The organism is Faecalibacterium intestinale, from assembly GCF_040096575.1.
In the GTDB taxonomy this organism is placed as follows: Bacteria; Bacillota; Clostridia; order Oscillospirales; family Ruminococcaceae; genus Faecalibacterium; species Faecalibacterium intestinale.
Map to the genome: position 1 here is coordinate 17193 of NZ_JBBMEN010000009.1, position 15168 is coordinate 32360.

At 49.7% G+C, this 15168-nt stretch carries 18 protein-coding genes and 2 pseudogenes; 4 read left to right on the plus strand and 16 right to left on the minus strand.

The features are described from left to right. Positions 1–4 precede the first annotated feature (4 nt). The 15 genes and pseudogenes from WMO20_RS08095 to mobQ (WMO20_RS08165) form a co-directional block, all read right to left on the minus strand. Positions 5–448 (minus strand): hypothetical protein, encoded by a 444-nt coding sequence (locus WMO20_RS08095; RefSeq protein WP_149794207.1) that lies wholly within the window; start codon positions 446–448, stop codon positions 5–7. Next, entirely contained in the window at positions 426–908 is a 483-nt protein-coding gene (locus tag WMO20_RS08100) for a DUF3990 domain-containing protein (protein ID WP_097839633.1), read from the minus strand. Before WMO20_RS08100 ends, WMO20_RS08095 begins: the two co-directional genes overlap by 23 nt. 84 nt (positions 909–992) lie before the next feature. After that, positions 993–1208 carry a Maff2 family mobile element protein gene (locus tag WMO20_RS08105; RefSeq protein WP_055186938.1) on the minus strand — a complete coding sequence of 72 codons (216 nt, stop codon included), beginning with the start codon at positions 1206–1208 and terminating at the stop codon, positions 993–995. Between the two features lie 140 nt (positions 1209–1348). Then, a pseudogene (locus WMO20_RS08110) lies at positions 1349–2167 on the minus strand (VirD4-like conjugal transfer protein, CD1115 family); the annotation flags it as partial. A 41-nt stretch (positions 2168–2208) separates the two neighbouring features. Next, positions 2209–2370, minus strand: a complete 162-nt coding sequence (locus WMO20_RS08115; RefSeq protein WP_148336321.1) for a transposon-encoded TnpW family protein — start codon at positions 2368–2370, stop codon at positions 2209–2211. A gap of 142 nt (positions 2371–2512) precedes the next feature. After that, positions 2513–4384 (minus strand): AAA family ATPase, encoded by a 1872-nt coding sequence (locus WMO20_RS08120; protein ID WP_349186436.1) that lies wholly within the window; start codon positions 4382–4384, stop codon positions 2513–2515. After that, the gene (gene mobQ, locus WMO20_RS08125; RefSeq protein WP_349186437.1) at positions 4381–5877 is read right to left on the minus strand and encodes a MobQ family relaxase; all 1497 of its coding nucleotides are present in this window, start codon (positions 5875–5877) and stop codon (positions 4381–4383) included. Before mobQ (WMO20_RS08125) ends, WMO20_RS08120 begins: the two co-directional genes overlap by 4 nt. Beyond that, a complete protein-coding gene (locus WMO20_RS08130; protein ID WP_046415456.1) occupies positions 5843–6202 on the minus strand; it encodes a DUF3847 domain-containing protein in 360 nt (119 codons plus the stop codon). Before WMO20_RS08130 ends, mobQ (WMO20_RS08125) begins: the two co-directional genes overlap by 35 nt. 128 nt (positions 6203–6330) lie before the next feature. Further along, positions 6331–6732: a hypothetical protein gene (locus WMO20_RS08135; protein ID WP_033121559.1), complete on the minus strand. Its 402-nt coding sequence runs from the start codon at positions 6730–6732 to the stop codon at positions 6331–6333. A 328-nt stretch (positions 6733–7060) separates the two neighbouring features. Continuing rightward, on the minus strand, positions 7061–7204 hold the full coding sequence (locus WMO20_RS08140; protein WP_164979630.1) for a hypothetical protein: 144 nt from the start codon (positions 7202–7204) through the stop codon (positions 7061–7063). A 138-nt stretch (positions 7205–7342) separates the two neighbouring features. Next, on the minus strand, positions 7343–7687 hold the full coding sequence (locus WMO20_RS08145) for a TnpV protein (RefSeq protein ID WP_257367346.1): 345 nt from the start codon (positions 7685–7687) through the stop codon (positions 7343–7345). Continuing rightward, on the minus strand, positions 7684–9570 hold the full coding sequence (locus tag WMO20_RS08150) for a DUF4368 domain-containing protein (RefSeq protein WP_349186453.1): 1887 nt from the start codon (positions 9568–9570) through the stop codon (positions 7684–7686). Before WMO20_RS08150 ends, WMO20_RS08145 begins: the two co-directional genes overlap by 4 nt. A 147-nt stretch (positions 9571–9717) precedes the next feature. After that, positions 9718–10098, minus strand: a pseudogene (locus WMO20_RS08155) (type IV secretory system conjugative DNA transfer family protein); the annotation flags it as partial. Between the two features lie 36 nt (positions 10099–10134). Next, a complete protein-coding gene (locus WMO20_RS08160) occupies positions 10135–10308 on the minus strand; it encodes a hypothetical protein (RefSeq protein ID WP_117554711.1) in 174 nt (57 codons plus the stop codon). Positions 10309–10322: 14 nt separating this feature from the next. After that, complete coding sequence (mobQ, locus tag WMO20_RS08165) at positions 10323–11900, minus strand: MobQ family relaxase (RefSeq protein WP_349186454.1); 1578 nt, start codon at positions 11898–11900, stop codon at positions 10323–10325. Between the two features lie 104 nt (positions 11901–12004). Here mobQ (WMO20_RS08165) and WMO20_RS08170 point away from each other — a divergent pair, with 104 nt between their 5' ends. Both WMO20_RS08170 and WMO20_RS08175 read left to right on the plus strand, forming a co-directional pair. Then, positions 12005–12817: a PD-(D/E)XK nuclease family transposase gene (locus WMO20_RS08170; RefSeq protein ID WP_117533170.1), complete on the plus strand. Its 813-nt coding sequence runs from the start codon at positions 12005–12007 to the stop codon at positions 12815–12817. A 16-nt stretch (positions 12818–12833) separates the two neighbouring features. Beyond that, positions 12834–13022, plus strand: a complete 189-nt coding sequence (locus WMO20_RS08175) for a hypothetical protein (RefSeq protein ID WP_349186438.1) — start codon at positions 12834–12836, stop codon at positions 13020–13022. 9 nt (positions 13023–13031) lie between these two features. On the opposite strand, the gene WMO20_RS08180 is transcribed toward WMO20_RS08175, so the two are convergent. Then, positions 13032–13349, minus strand: a complete 318-nt coding sequence (locus WMO20_RS08180; RefSeq protein ID WP_349186439.1) for a DUF3847 domain-containing protein — start codon at positions 13347–13349, stop codon at positions 13032–13034. A gap of 114 nt (positions 13350–13463) precedes the next feature. Here WMO20_RS08180 and WMO20_RS08185 point away from each other — a divergent pair, with 114 nt between their 5' ends. Both WMO20_RS08185 and WMO20_RS08190 read left to right on the plus strand, forming a co-directional pair. Continuing rightward, a complete protein-coding gene (locus WMO20_RS08185) occupies positions 13464–14126 on the plus strand; it encodes a response regulator transcription factor (RefSeq protein ID WP_097784655.1) in 663 nt (220 codons plus the stop codon). Further along, complete coding sequence (locus WMO20_RS08190; protein ID WP_349186440.1) at positions 14123–15139, plus strand: sensor histidine kinase; 1017 nt, start codon at positions 14123–14125, stop codon at positions 15137–15139. Before WMO20_RS08185 ends, WMO20_RS08190 begins: the two co-directional genes overlap by 4 nt. The last annotated feature ends 29 nt before the right edge of the window (positions 15140–15168 follow it).

Consider the following 15168-nt stretch of genomic DNA (forward strand, 5'->3'; position numbering starts at 1 on the left):
GGAATCAAGCAAGCATTTTGCCCTCCAGATAGGAGCAGCGGAGATAATCAGGATTGGTGTAGTACACGTTGGAATTGAAATCGGAGATCTCATCCGTGATAAACGACGAAAAAACATCCAGAATTGCCTGTGCAGCATCCTCATCCTTCATGGTGGACAGCACTAGCCCCTGATACAGCATTCCGATGGAGGTTGCAGCAGGGACCGTATAGCGGCACTCTGCGGCGGTATCAAAATCCCCATCCGGGATGTTGAGATCCTCGATCAGTTCATCCGAAACCTGCTCAAAGGACAGGCAGTGGTTTACTTCTGCCAGCCGGAGCTGCCGTTCGATGTCGGCTTTTGTGAAGTGACGGATCACATCCTGCCGATGATTTTTGGTCTTGCGGGCAATGGTCTCGATCAGGCTACAAACATAGAGAACATCATTTTTCTGCTTTTCGGTCATGGATGGGTTCACTCCTCTCAAAGGCCAGGCAGTGCAAAGCGTTCACGGTATGAAAGCTGATTTGGTGTGTTGGATGCTTGAATTTCGCCAATGCCCAAAATGCTTCACGGCTGATCTGCCCGGACGTAAATCCGTTGACGTAATCCCAAATGGTGTCGTCTGCCATGGGTCCCTCCACAATATCGTAGGGATGGGTTTCGCCTGCACGACATTTTGCAATAAAATCCAGCCATTCGTCCGACATTTCAGGGAAACGCAGGATCTTCAGGTCGGGATTTTCTACATAGCGATAGACGTTCACAAGGCCATCGGCAGAACGGCGGTCTGCCCAGCGGTAGGCTTGCTGATAGTTGTTCGTGCAGTAGAATCCCCAAGAAAAGTCCTTTGTATACCGTGTGATGCGGATTTCGGGATAGACAACTTCTTCTTTACTGCCATGATACAATAAAATCTCGCTCATCTGCTTCACCTTCTGTATGAGAGATCGTTACTATGGCTTTCCTTATTATAATATGTACCGGGCGGCAATCGCCGCCCACTGTTCTTAACCGAACAGACCGCTCAGCAGGGGAATCAGGGTGATGCCCACCAGAGCGACACCGCCGCCAGCCATGAGCTGCTTCATGCCCTGACTCTTACTGCCGGGGTTGTCGTTACCATAACCTTCCAGCAGGTTGATGGCACCCCACACGCCGAGACCGGCACCCAGAGCCACGACCAGAGTCTGAAGAACTTCGATAGCAGAGTTGAAGAATTCCATAGTCTTTTCTCCTTTATTATAAAGCGTTTTCGATCATTTGTACACACCCGAAATCTTATTGTTTTACACTGCATAACCGCAGCAAGGTTGATTTTCTGGTGCACTTTTCTGACCGGGATAAATTAAAAACGCCTACCGAGTCAGGCAGGCGGGAGCGAATCAGCGTCCACCACGATGAACTCATCACCGGGGTGGATTTTTTCTTTTCGGTTCAGATATTTTTCAATATCGAAGATATTTTTGGGGTCGTAATCCGAGGTCAGCTTATAGTTGGGGTGCTGGGTCAGGTCGTATTTGTCCGAAAGGAAGGGGCGCACACCACGCAACTGCAAAATGCACTTGCCGCCGTCCAGCACCGCCAGCTCGTCCCGGCTCAATAATTCATGCCCCATCTTCTGGAACGTAGTGCCGTAACTGGGGCTGTTGCCACGGGTGTCCGAGGTGTTGAAGGCGTCGATTGTTTCCTTGCCCAGCATTTCGGACAGGTCTTTCAGGGTAGTCGGCTCACTGCCGCCGAGAAAAATCTGGCTGTCCATGTTACCCACGATGGTGTCCGCATTGTCCTTGTAGATGGCTTTCAACTGACTTCTCGCCTGCAAAACAAGGCAGGCAGAGATTTCACGGCTGCGAATGGTCGCCACCAGCTTTTCCAGATTGGGAATCTGCCCGATGTTGGCGCACTCGTCGATAAGGCACCGCACATGGATGGGCAGCTTGCCGCCGTACACATCATCTGCTTTATCGCACAGTAAATTGAAAAGCTGGGTGTAAACCATGCTGATGAGGAAGTTAAAGGTTGAATCCGTGTCCGACATGATGAGGAACAACGCCGTCTTCTTATCGCCCAGCGTGTCCAGTTGCAGTTCATCGTACATGGTAAGGTCCCGCAACTCTTGGATGTCGAAGGGGGCTAATCTGGCACCACAGGAAATGAGGATGGATTTTGCGGTCTTTCCAGAGACGAAAAGTCAAGGACTTTTTCATCAAATTCAAAAAGAAGTTACATTTTGCGGACTTCCTCACGCAGCAGACGCTTGATTTTGTCCTCCATCGTCTCTTTTGCGGTCTCGCTGAAATGAACACGGACGATATAGGTGGTCTTGCCAATCTGCTTTCTGACAGTCGGGCAAGTGGCGGTGTTGGTTGCGGTATTGTTGTTCATTCAAAATCCTCCTGCAAATGAAAAATGCCCGGTGACTGTTCATCATCGGGCGGTGTCGGTATGAGGGAACAAGGCAAGGCGGCAACACTAAGGTATCTATAAAAACCTTGCCGTCTTTGCCACGCTTGCCGTGTTCCTGCTGTCAGTCTCGGAGATAGCAGACCCATGCTGTGCCGTCTTTCTCGGTCACAAGCCTGTCTCCGATACGGCTTTTTGCCGTTCTCATGGTGCGTGAGGAAATCCCACGCTCATTGACTGCCTTTTCCAGCTCTGCGCTCGGCATACGCTTTCCGTCTGCCAGCAGTTCCAGTATCAGTGCTTCTGCCTGTGCGGTCTTGCTTTCGGTCTTGGCGGTGTCTGTCCCGGCAAGAAGCTCGTCAGCGGTAATGTCATAAGCTCCTATCCATTCAAAGCCTTTCTCGTCTCCCAGAGAAAAGGCAAGGGACTGTCCGGGCGGCGCAAGGGAGCTTTTCTCATGGATAAGCACCCTCGTTGTGGGGCTGTCCTTCAGCTTGCCGATAAAAAGCAGACTGCGGACTGCCGCCGTAATGTCGATAGACCCTAATCCCCGATAGGTGCTTTGCGTTCCTGCGGCTTTGTTCAGGTGTCCAATCAGCACGATAGCGCACCCGGTAGCCTGTGCAATGTCTCCCAGACTGCGGAATATCGGGCGCACCTCGTTTGCCCTGTTCATGTCCACATCTGCGCCCAGAAACGCCTGTACCGGGTCAATGATAACCAGCCTTGCGTTGTTTTCCCGGATTGCCCTTGCTATGCGTTCATCGGCAAGGGTCAGCGGCGTATCCCTGTCATCAATGACAAGCACTTTTTCGAGGTCTGCGTCTGCTTCCATCAGTCGGGGCTTAACAGTATCGCCCAGACCGTCCTCGGCGGTCTGATAGATGATATTGAAAGGCTCAAGGGTTTCCATACCGGGCAAGGGCTTTCGGTTGGTGCAAGCCGCCGCAAGACGCATGGCAAAGTAGGTCTTGCCCTCGCCGGGGTTGCCCTGTATAATCGTCAGCTTTCCAAAGGGGATATAGGGAAACCATAGCCAATCCACGCTCGTCAGCTCCACATCTGCCATGCGGAGCATGGGAACAGGCTGGGCGGTGGGCAGCTCTCGCAGCGTGATTGTCTCGGCTATGAATTTGCGGCTGGGAATGTCCCCTTGCTGACGGAGAACATCGTTCCAGTCTTTCCTTGCCGGGACAAGGCGAATGACGGCGATCTCGCCGGGAATGGACTGTGCCAGTCGGGTACAGGCTTCGCTTCCTGCGGTGTCGCTGTCAAGGCAGAGGAACACTTTTCGGGTGTCCTTGCGTTCAGAAAGAAAACGGTCAAGGGCTTTGCCTGAAACGCCGCCCAGGGCAAGGTAGCTCCTTGTCTGCCAGTCCTGCGGATAAAGGCAGATAAAGGACAAAAGGTCAATCGGTGCTTCAAAGACAAAGAGCTGGTTGCCGTTTCCCTCATAGTGGAACGGATAGGACTTGTCAGACCCGGTAATATCCTGTCTGAATGTGTCTGCCGTTCCTCGCACATGGGCGTATCTCGGTGTGCCGTTTCGGTCTCTGCCGACAAACACAACATTGTGCCGCTTTGCGTCCTCGTAAATATCCCCGGAAAGAAGAAAAGCCTCAACAAGCGTTTTGTTGAGACCTCGGCTTTCGCAAAGATATTGAATTGCTCTGTCGGCTGTTCTGTTGTGCAAGGGCAAGTGGAACGCTGTGTGCGGTGCTGTGCTGGCTTCGCTCTGTCCCTCGCCGCTTTCGCCGGTCAGGAGCTGGACGGCTTCGGGAAAGGATTTTCCGTAAAACTCCATGACAAAATCAATGGGATAGCCGCCCTTGCTCTGGCTGTGGCGAAACCATTTGTTTCCACGAATGGTCAGGCTGTCATGTTCTTTCCAGCGGTATTCTCGTCCGCTTTTGATAAGCGTCTCTCCCTGTGTACGGAGAAAATCTTCCAGACTGACGGCGTTTGCCCGGTCAATCTGTGCTTGGGTATAATTCATCGGGATAGTTCCTCCTTTTTGTGTCGTGTTTGGGGTCGATTTTGGAGCATTTGTTCCTCTGTGCGCTCGTTAAATCGGGCGGCAGTATCTATACATGACTTGACCTTCCAAAGACGGTGTAAATCGTCTCTGACGGTCTTAAACTCGCCATAGGTGGTGTTGTGCGCCTGTTCCAGCTCGTCATACTCTTCGGTCAGCTTTTTCATATCCACCTTGCCGTCCGGGAACTCTCCGGTCAGCTTGCGTCTGGCGGCGTAGAACTGTTTCAGTTCCGCTTCATGCTCTGCCTTGTACTTGGCTCTGGGCTTCTCAAACTTGATTTTCTGCAAGCCGTCATAGACAGGCTTCAAGCTCTGGAAAGCAGCAGAGCTGTCATAGAGCTGCTTAATTGCTTTCATTCGGGCGGTCTGTTCGTCCAGCGTTTTCTTCAAGCTCTCTGTGGCAGCACTGTGTTCGCTGACACGGTGTTCCAAATCTTCAAGGGAATAAATGCCGTTTGCCCGGAGATAATTGAAAGTTTCGTTCATCTCCTTTAGGTTGCTGACCTTGCCTTTCTGCGAATAAGCCCCGGCTCTGCGGCTGGTGTAATAGGCGTTCAGCAGAGAAACAAGGTTTGGTGCCTGCGGCTTGGCAAGCTCCGCTTTTGCTTCGGCAATCCAATCAAACAGGAGAGCGATTTTCTTCTTGATGTCCCGGATAACGGCATTGGTTGCCTTGATCCAGCGGTTGAACTCGCCTTTCTCGGTGCGTATGCCTTTCTTCTCCATTGCCCGGACGGTTGCGCCCTCGTGGACGGTGGGAAGAAGCTCCACGCCCTGACGCTCATAGCTTCGGTGGTCGATACGAACGTCAAGCCCCTTTTCCGCAAACTTGGCATTGCACATCTCCGCCCATGCTTCACGCCAATGTTCCAGCGTTTCGGGACTGCCCCAGTCGGTAGTGGGAACGGCGTTGAAAACAAACTCTCCGTTCTGGTCTCGGATACGGTTGCCGTCCTCGTCCAGTTCGTACACCCGGCGTTGCTTTAGTCCCCATTTGCCGTTCTGCTCGATGGGGCGGATGGGGCAAAGCACATGAAAATGCGGGTTTGGTATGCCGCCGTCCTCCCGGTCTGGCTGGTGTACGGCGAAGTCAACCACCATGCCCCGGCTTACAAAGTTCTCCAATAAAAATTGCCTTGCAAGAGCGATGTTTTCCTCAAGGGAAAATTCATTCTGCAAGGCAATGTCAAAGCTGTATGCAAGCTGGGCGTTCTTTCCACGCTCGGCTTTTTCCACGGCGTTCCATAGGGTCTGGCGGTCTGCGTATTCGGGCGGTGCATGGGACGGCAGGAGAATGTTGGAGCAAATCACGCCGCCCTTTCTGGTGTAGTCGCTGTATTCGCCGTAATACTCGCTATACAATCGCTCCCCGGCACGGTAGGCGGCAGAAGCAATAGCGGACTGTCCTGCGCTTCGCTTAGTCTGCGTGACGCTCAGATGAAATAGTGCCATCGGCTTTCAACTCCTTTTCTCTGTTTGCTTGGCTGATGTGGGTAATCGCCATGTGACGGACGGCTCGCTGGACTTCGGACAGAGAAAAGATGTGTTCCATCAGCTCTGTCATTTCGGTGCGTGTGAGATCTTTGACCTCCGGGGCAAGGCTCTCAATCGTTCCGCCCAGATTGCAAAGGCGGTGGGTGCGTTTCTTTCGCTCGCCCTGTTCCAGAAACTTCTTTCGGTTCTCCAGACGCTCCAGCTTGTGCTGTTCCTGTGCAAGCTGCGTCTCGGCTCGTTCCTTTTCGGCTCGAAGCTGTTCAAGGGTTTTCGGTTTTGTCATTGTAATTGACCTCCTTTTTTGATTTTGCGGATAAAAAAAGACCGTCAACTTTTCGCATAGTGCGACCAGTCAACGGTCTGATTTTCGGTATTCGGTTTTTGTGTTCAGTTAGACAAACTGGAATTGGGTTAGTTAATCGGTGGAGCAGAAGGATTGCTTACCTTGTAGTAGCTCCCACCAATGATAATATATGCTTCGCTACCTCTATCTTCGTAGGTAAAGGCACTTTCACCTTTCACATAGAATTCATAACTTTCCGAGCCTTCTACTGCTTCTGGCTCATCGCAAGCAGTCAGCTTCAAATCATAGAACCAGTTAATAACAGGGGTTGTAGATAAATCATTGGAGTCATATTCCTCTGAACCAATTTCAAATGCAGTTTCTTCTCCTTGTGAGTAGAAAGACACTGTAATCATTGTTGTAGGTTCGGGGAAAGAGTACACTTCTGAAGCACTAACAGCCTTTTGATTGCAACCGACCAAACCTAACACACAAACTAATGCTAAGACAAGTGTTATCAACTTCTTCATACAATCACACTCCTTTGTCAAATTCCGATTTGCTTGTTCCATAAAATTCATTTTATTCGCCTTCAAACTTGCTGGCGGCGAACAGCATTTTATGCTGTTTGCGGACGGCAAGTCCACAAGGGATAGCCGCTTTAGCGGCGCAAGGGGGTGTAGCCACCTTGACGGAACGAAGTGACGCAACATTCTCGGTCAAGCAGTTTTCTTCTGCTGACGGAGAATGAAGCTCCGCAGGACGCACGATACTCCCGATAGGAGAGTATAGAAGTGCGCCCTTTAGTTCCTAAAGGGATTTGCTCCGGCTTAACTTCTCGACAAATTGGAAGTTATTTTACTTGCGTTCCATAAATCCTATGATTGAAAAAATCAATCCTACAATCCCAATCCCGATAACGAGCAGCCCCATTCCTGATGAGCAAAGAGAAATTATAATGGCAAAGAGTAGTATTGCAATACCTAATCCAATTTTCTTCATTGTAAATCCTCCTTTACAAATGTCGATTTGTTTCTCAATTTCATATTTAAATTATACCATAAAACTTGTGAACAATTCTACCGCAACTTTGGACTGTATGAGAAAAGTCCGGACGGTTTTCTGCCCGGACTTTCTCACTCAATCATAAATCAATTCCGCTTTCACAATCTCATCTGCCTGTGCCTTGCAAGCGTTCATCTGCCGCACCCATTCCATTTGGTTTTCAGCTTTCAGTTGCTCTGTCACGCCGTACTGCTTTGCCAGCTCTGGCACGATCAGCTCCATGCGATTTCGTGCCGCTTCGTCAATCTCGGCGCAATGCTCAAAGAGCTTGTCGGATAGTACCAGCTCATTGAACAGTATCGGGCGGTGCATTTTTAGATACGCTTTGCGGAGTCTGCCGTAGTGCCCGAGGGGCTTGGTCTTGCGGATAATGATGTTCGGGATAAGATAATCGCTGTTCTGTGTGTAAGTGATATTCATGCTGTTTGTACTCCTTTCATCGGCTCTCTCTGCGGTAAACTGCTGACCGGGACGAACACGCCCTTTGCAATATCCTCCGCACGAATGGCGGCTTTCTTGGCTTCGATTTCTGCCTTTTTTCTCCCCTTGATTTTGTCCTCGTATCGCTTCTGTGCTCCGCTGGCTTTACGCTTCAAGTAGTTCTGATGAAGCCTGTCCTTGCGTTCCTCACGCTTGCGGATTTCCTCCAATTCCTCCGGGGTCAGCTCTACTTCTCCAAACGCCGGGGGAACGAATCGCCCAACGAAATTGAAATAAATCTCGACCTCCTGTGTGGTCTGTATACTGCCTTTACGGTCACGCTCATGCACAAGGATTTTCTCGATAAACTCATTGAGCATGGCAATGGTCAGCTTGTCGAAGTTCTCGTATTTGTCAATCAGAGCGATAAAACGGTCAGCGTCCTTTTCGTGCGTTTCATAGCTCTTGATAGCCTTTTCCAGAACAGAGATTTCAGCGGTAAGCTCGGACTGTTCCTTTTCGTATTGAGCGTCCAGAGTGGCGTATCTGCTGTCGGACAGCTTTCCCAAAATGTTGTCCTCATAGATTTTACAGAGCAGGACTTCCAGCTCGGAAACTCTCTGCTTGGCGGCAGCAAGGCGTGTGCGCTGTTTCTTAACCTCTGCTGTCTGCTGGCTGGACTGCGCTTCCTGCACCACACGGACAAACTCGGCTCGGTCATGCTTGGCATACTCGGCAATAGCTTTGAGCATTTCGGAAACAAGGGACAGTACCACATCTTCATTGATACGGTGCTGGGTCTTGCAGAGTGTCCCGCAAGGAACTTTGGTGTACTGTGAGCAGGTGTATTGAGAAATACGCTTGCCGTTGTTGGTACGGTGGACATACATCTTGCCGCCGCAATCGGCGCAATAGAGCAAACCCGTGAGGGGAGCTGCTTCGCCCCAGCCGTCCGGGTAGCGTCTGACATTCCCTCGGATTTTCTGCACAAGGTCAAAGGTCTGCTGATCAATGATAGGCTCATGGGTATTCTCGAAAATTGTCCATTCGTCCTCCGGGACATAATGGCTTTTCTTGTCCTTGAAGTGCTTTCGGGTCTTGAAGTTGATGGTATGTCCCAGATACTCACGCTTTTCAAGAATGTTGCAAATGGTGGAAGAACCCCAGCCGTACACATCTTTGAAAGTCTTGTTTTTGTTCACGCCCTCGCCGTGCTGGGCAAGGTAAGCGGACGGAATGAGGACTTTTTCTTCTTTCAGCCTGCTGGCGATCTGATACGGACCGTAGCCGTCAATCGTCATGGCAAATATGCGCTTGACCACCTCGGCGGCTTCGGGGTCAACCAACCATTGGTCTCTTGCTTCGTTCCAAAGATAGCCGTAAATGACCGTGCCTGTGAGGTGCTTGCCGGACTTGCCTTTGGACTGGAAAGTGGAACGGATTTTACGGCTGGTATCTCTGGCGTAATACTCGTTCATAATGTTGCGGAAAGGGGTAAAATCATCATCACCTCTGGCACTGTCCACGCCGTCATTGATGGCGATAAGGCGAACGCCACGCTGACGCAGGATTTCCATAATCTGACCAACTTTCAGATAGTCACGACCCATGCGGCTCATGTCCTTGATGCACAAATACTCCACATTCCCGGCTTCAACCTCTTTCATCATTGCTAAAAATCCGGGACGGTCAAAGCAAGTGCCGCTAATGCCATCGTCCGTGAAATGGACAATGTTTGTAAAGCCCTGCCGTGCGGCGAACTCCTCCAACATTGCTTTTTGATTCGATATGGAGTTGCTCTCACGCTGTTGGTCATCATCTTTGCCAAAGTCATCACGGCTCAGTCGTTCATACAGAGCTGTGATTTTCTCGTTTTTTCTCATAACTTGCGCTCCTTTCTTCGGTTTTAGGTTGTGTGTTCTAAGAGACTTCCCAACAGCTTGATTAAGAAGTCTTTTAGAGCATACAACACCTGCGGCCAGCTTGTAAAGTTTGTACTGCCGCCCGGCAAAGCTGTTGGGCTTCTTTTTTGCCAGTTCTTCAAACAGCAGATCCACCGGGTTCTGGTATTCTTCATCGTCCTCCAGCACCTGCATGGTGTTCAGCATCTCCAGCAGAGTAGCGAAGTTTTGCTCCTCCACCGGGGCTTCATAGTGCAGATAGGCAATCAGGGCGGTGAGCAAAAGACGCTCCGATTTTTCCCAGAATGGGTCCCCGCCGGACCCTTCCCCCTTGGTGTTGGTCATCAGGGTTATGACCAGTTTCAGAATGTCCTTTTCGCTGTGGACATAGGCGAAGGGGTTATAGTGCATGGACTTTTTGAAGTTGATGGTGTTCAGGATTTTCAGCTTGTAACCGTTTTTCAGAAGTGCGTTCCCGCACTCGACCACGATACTACCTTTGGGCTGCATTTTGTCAAGATAAAAAATCAAGATGCTGCCGCAAATTTAAAAATTGCCAGCTTTCGCTTCTTTTTGGATGATTTTTCGCATTTGAGTATCCAATGTGCTCTTTGCATTCGGATTGAAAAAGATGTTGACGTTGTAAGTTGTGTTTCTGACTCGCATGGTCAACAGTCCGTCAGCGGGGCGATGTTCGGTCAATGTGATAGTTTTGCTCATTTGCGCTTCTCCTTTTACAATGTGTGTTCGCTTTCTTTTGGCTGGGTCTGTAATTTTTTCTGTTCAAGTGCTGCCTTGCTATCGTTCAACTTCTTCAGCACCGATTCCTTCTCCGGGGTCTTGCCGCCCGGTGTGGAAAGCTGCTGCTTATTCAGCACCATGTCAATATACTTGCGGATATTTTTCAGAGCAGAGATGTCCGGCTGCAAGGTTTCCAGTTGGGTGCGCAGCTCTGCGCTGCTCGATTGCAGCGCAGAAAATTCGGCATCCAATGCCGAAACATCCACCGCGGTGCTGCCGTTCAGCTTCATCAGGGTGCGGACAGCTTTATTAAAGGTGTCAAGCTCCTCTTTGTGCTGGGCGGCATAAGCGTCCTTGGTCAGCTTGAAGTTCTTCTTGATAAAGGTATCATGGATGGGCTTCAGCTTGGCATGGACGGCGGCAGCGTCCTTGATTTGGGCGATTGCCCGCATACGGTTTTCGTTCTGCTTCAACTGCCTGCGGAGAGGGGCGGCGGTCTGATTTAAGCTGTCAATGGCTTGGTTCAAATCCTCAACGGTGTTCAGTGAATGGACTTTCAGATAGTCCACCGCCCGTTTGACTTCCTCAAAGTCCCGGACAGTGCATTTCAGTTTTGCCTTGCCAGACCAATCGCTGCGCTGCTCATTGCGAAGGTTGAAGTAGTCCACCAGCAAATCAGAAAGCGTGGGTTCCTTCGCCTTTTCCAGAGCGTCCAGAAGAAGCTGTTTCTTTTCATTCAGGTCTGCGATCCAGCGTTGCAGCCCACGAATCGCACTGCGGATGGACTGCATCAGACTGTTGGCGGCTCGAATGTCCCGGTTCAGGTTGCCGAGAAAGGTTTCAACTCCACGCTTTTCCATCTGGTGTGCAGCGGGGCCGAGATGGACGGTCGGTATCTGCTGGATGCCCTGCCGCTCAAAGGAGCGCAGGTCAACACGTTCCGGTCTGCCCGCTGCCTCCAGATAGCGGTTGGTGATGGTTTCCCAGCTATGCCGCCAGATCTCGGCGTACTTCTGGTCGTTCCAGTCCACGGTGTTTTCCTTGTGGCACTTCCAGTTGCCGGAAGGAAGCTGAATGCGCTCACCGTTTTCGTCAAGGTCGTATACCTTTCGGGCTTTCGGGAGCCACTTGCCGTGTTCGTCCATTGCCCGGAGCGTTAACAGAATGTGGGCGTGTGGGTTACCATCGCCCTTGTCGTGGATAGCAAAGTCGGCGATCATGCCCTTGGCAACAAACTGCTCCTGACAAAATTCCTTTATCATGGAGAGATACTGTTCTTTCGGAACCTCCACCGGAAATGCCAGCACGATGCGCCGGGCAAGTTGGGAGTTCCACTGGTTCTCCACGGCTTCTACTGCGTTCCAGAGGGTTGCCCGGTCTGCATATCCGGGCGGCGCATGGGAAGGCAGCATGACTTCGGCGTGGACAAGTTCTTTCTTCTTGTTGTAGAATTTCGTTTTCTGGTCGTACTCACTGAACAGCCGTTCGCCGCTCTGGTAAGCGGCCCCGGCAACGGCGGACTGCCCTTGGCTGCGCTTGACGATGGTAATTTTGAAATGCGGACACGGAATAGGCATCCCCCCCCCCGTTGATAACATCTGGAACGTTCTCTTGTAAAAATTACGAACTTATGGTACTATTAGCTTGAACAAGCAAGCAGAAAGTTGGTGAGCCAATGTCGGAAAGAAAATCACAACAGGAACTGGATTTTGAACGGAAACATGAAGAAGATTTGCAGCGGTTGCGTGGATTGCGGTTGATTGATGATGATTTCATGGCTGCGGTGTTTGAAGAACGTGCCTGTGCTGAGTTTCTTTTGCAGATCATCTTGAAACGGGATGATTTGACCGTCAAAGAGGTTCACGGCCAGTACAGCATCAAAAATCTGCAAGGGCGTTCAGTCCGATTGGATATTTTGGCAGTGGATCGGGAAAACCGTGCATATAATATTGAGGTGCAGCGCAGTGACCGTGGTGCTAGTGAAAAGCGCGCACGGTACAATAGCAGTCTGCTGGATGCAAACTTGACTGATGCGGGCGATGATTACGATGCGCTGAACGAAACATACGTTATCTTTATCACTGAAAATGACGTATTAAAGGCCGGCCTTCCAATTTATCATGTTGACCGTACAGTTCGGGAAACGGGAACGTTTTTCAACGATCAGGCGCACATCGTTTATGTGAACTCACAAATCAAAGACGAAACTGCATTGGGAAAACTAATGCATGACTTTTTCTGTACCAACTCGAAGGATATGAATTATTCCATTTTGGCACAGAGAGTTCGTTATTTCAAAGAAGATACGAAGGGAGTGGCAGCTATGTGCAGAGCTATGGAAAAAATGCGAGATGAAACCGAGCATGAAACATCGATCAAGCACGCATTGGCAATGTTGGCAGATGGTGTGCCTTGTGAAAAGGTGGCAAAGTACACCGACCTTTCAATTGAGGAAGTCCGGGCATTAGCTGAAAAGAAATCTGCCTAACAAAAAGATAAGCCGATTGGAAATGTTTCTGTTTCCAATCGGCTTTTTCTATGTGTGTTTTATGGTAGCGGGCAAAAGGATAGCTGCGGAGCAGCGCAAGGAAAATGCAGTTTTCCTTGGGATGGAATCGGACTGGCGCACAAACGCCAGCTTCGATTTCATCGAGCCGTCTGCAAGACCGCAATTTCACCGGAACGGTGTATAATTGCGCCCTTTATCCTAAAGGGTTTTGGACGTTGCTGCGTTCGTGAACATCATGCACCATTTTTGCAAGCGCCAGCACGACTTCCGGCTGACGGAACGAGATCTTCAAAAGCTCCATCACCTGATCGTCGGTCAATTCTCCCGGACAGACCAGAAAACTTTCCAGCATTCCGGCACGAGTGCAAAGACGATGCACACGCTCTCTCCGGTTCAGCTCTGACATCTGACGTTCAAGAATCTTCTCTCGGTGCTGACAAGAGCGCAGCTTTTGTTCTGCTTTGGCTTTTTCGTTGCGGAGGTAGGCAAGGGCGGCTTTGGGCTGGGTCATGGCATCGCTCTCCTTTTTCAAAAGTTTTTATTCGGTTACAAACATTTTATAATTCATATTTACCGCCTTGTATTCTTTGAGATAACGAATATAATACGTCTAGGAGGTGTGAGCATGAAAATCTTCATTATAGAAGATGAACCGGCAATCCGCGAGGAACTTGTTCAGCTTCTTCAAAAGTACGGCTACCAATGCGACAGCAGCGATGATTTCCACCACATTGTGCAAGCTGCTCTTTCATCAGGAGCCAACTTGATTCTCTTAGACATCAATCTGCCCTATCAGGATGGTTTCCAAGTATGCAGAGAAATCCGACAGAAATCCAATCTTCCTATCATTGTACTTACCAGCAGAAACAGCGATTTTGACGAGTTGATGAGCTTGAACATCGGCGCAGATGATTATATTGCAAAGCCGTACAATGCACAGATTCTTTTGGCGCGAATCCAAAAACTTCTGGCTCGGACCTATGAAGTACAGGACAACATCGTTCTCACGCACAAAGGCTTGACCTTAAATTTGCTCAAGGCGGAAATCAGCTATCAAGGGAACAAAAAATCACTTACCAAAAATGAACTTGGGATTTTGCGCCTGCTTATGGTGAATAAGGGCAACATTATTCCCCGTGACGCTATTATTGATGAACTCTGGCAGAGTGAACAATTTATAGACGAAAACACATTGAATGTCAACATCGTTCGGTTACGGAAAGCACTGACCGAAATCGGTCTGCCGGACTATCTGGAAACGAAACGTGGTTTAGGGTATTGCGTATGAAGTTATCCGAGTATCTGCTTGACCGTATCTTTTCCCTGATTTGTATGCTGGTGGCTGCACTCGTGCTGCTTGCGCTCCTCTGGCTGATTGAAACACCTGCTGTGTTTATTCTGTTTGCCGAGGTGATTTTACTTGCAGCGTACAGTACAGCGCTGCTGTATGACTTTTTTCGCAAGCAGAGTTTTTATAATCTGCTTCAAAAAATGACAGAGCAGCTGGACATAAAAACACTTTTAGGTGAGTTAATGGTACCGCCTCATTTTTTAGAGGGGCAGATTTTGGTGGACGTTCTGCGGTGCTGCAACAAATATCAGAACGACCAGCTTGCCTGTGCAGAACAGGAGAACCGTGAATATCGGGAATACCTTGATTCATGGGTGCATGAAATCAAAACGCCTATCACCTCTGCCCGGCTGATCGTTGAAAATGAAAAGAATCCCACCACACTGCGAATTGACGATGAACTGCGGAAAATTGATGCTTATGTGGAGCAGGTGCTATATTACGCCCGCAGTACCGATGTGGAAAAGGACTTTAAGGTGGAGAAAACCACCTTGCAGGCATTGGTGTACGCTGCGCTAAAAACGTACTCAAAGCCGTTGATTCAGGCCGGTGGAAAGCTGGTTCTAAAGGAACTGGATATTCCCGTGGCCGCAGACAGCAAGAGCTGCACCTTTGTGATCGGACAGATTCTGTCCAACGCTATCAAGTATCGGAAAGATAGTTTACAAGTTGAATTTTCAGCCAGAGCAGAGAAAAACACGGTATCTCTTTTCATTTCCGATAATGGCATTGGTATTTCTGCTGCTGACTTGCCGCGTGTGTTCGACAAAGGCTTTACCGGTGAAAACGGCCGCCGTTATTCCAAATCAACCGGCATTGGTTTGTACTTGAGCCAAAGGCTATGTCGAAAAATGAATATCTCACTTTCTATTTCCAGCGTTCCGGGACAGGGAACGACTGTGACGATGGTTTTTCCTACGGAAAGCTATTTGCAGGCGGCGGGGCTGTAAAGCCTCGCTTTTTTCAACCTTACATTTTG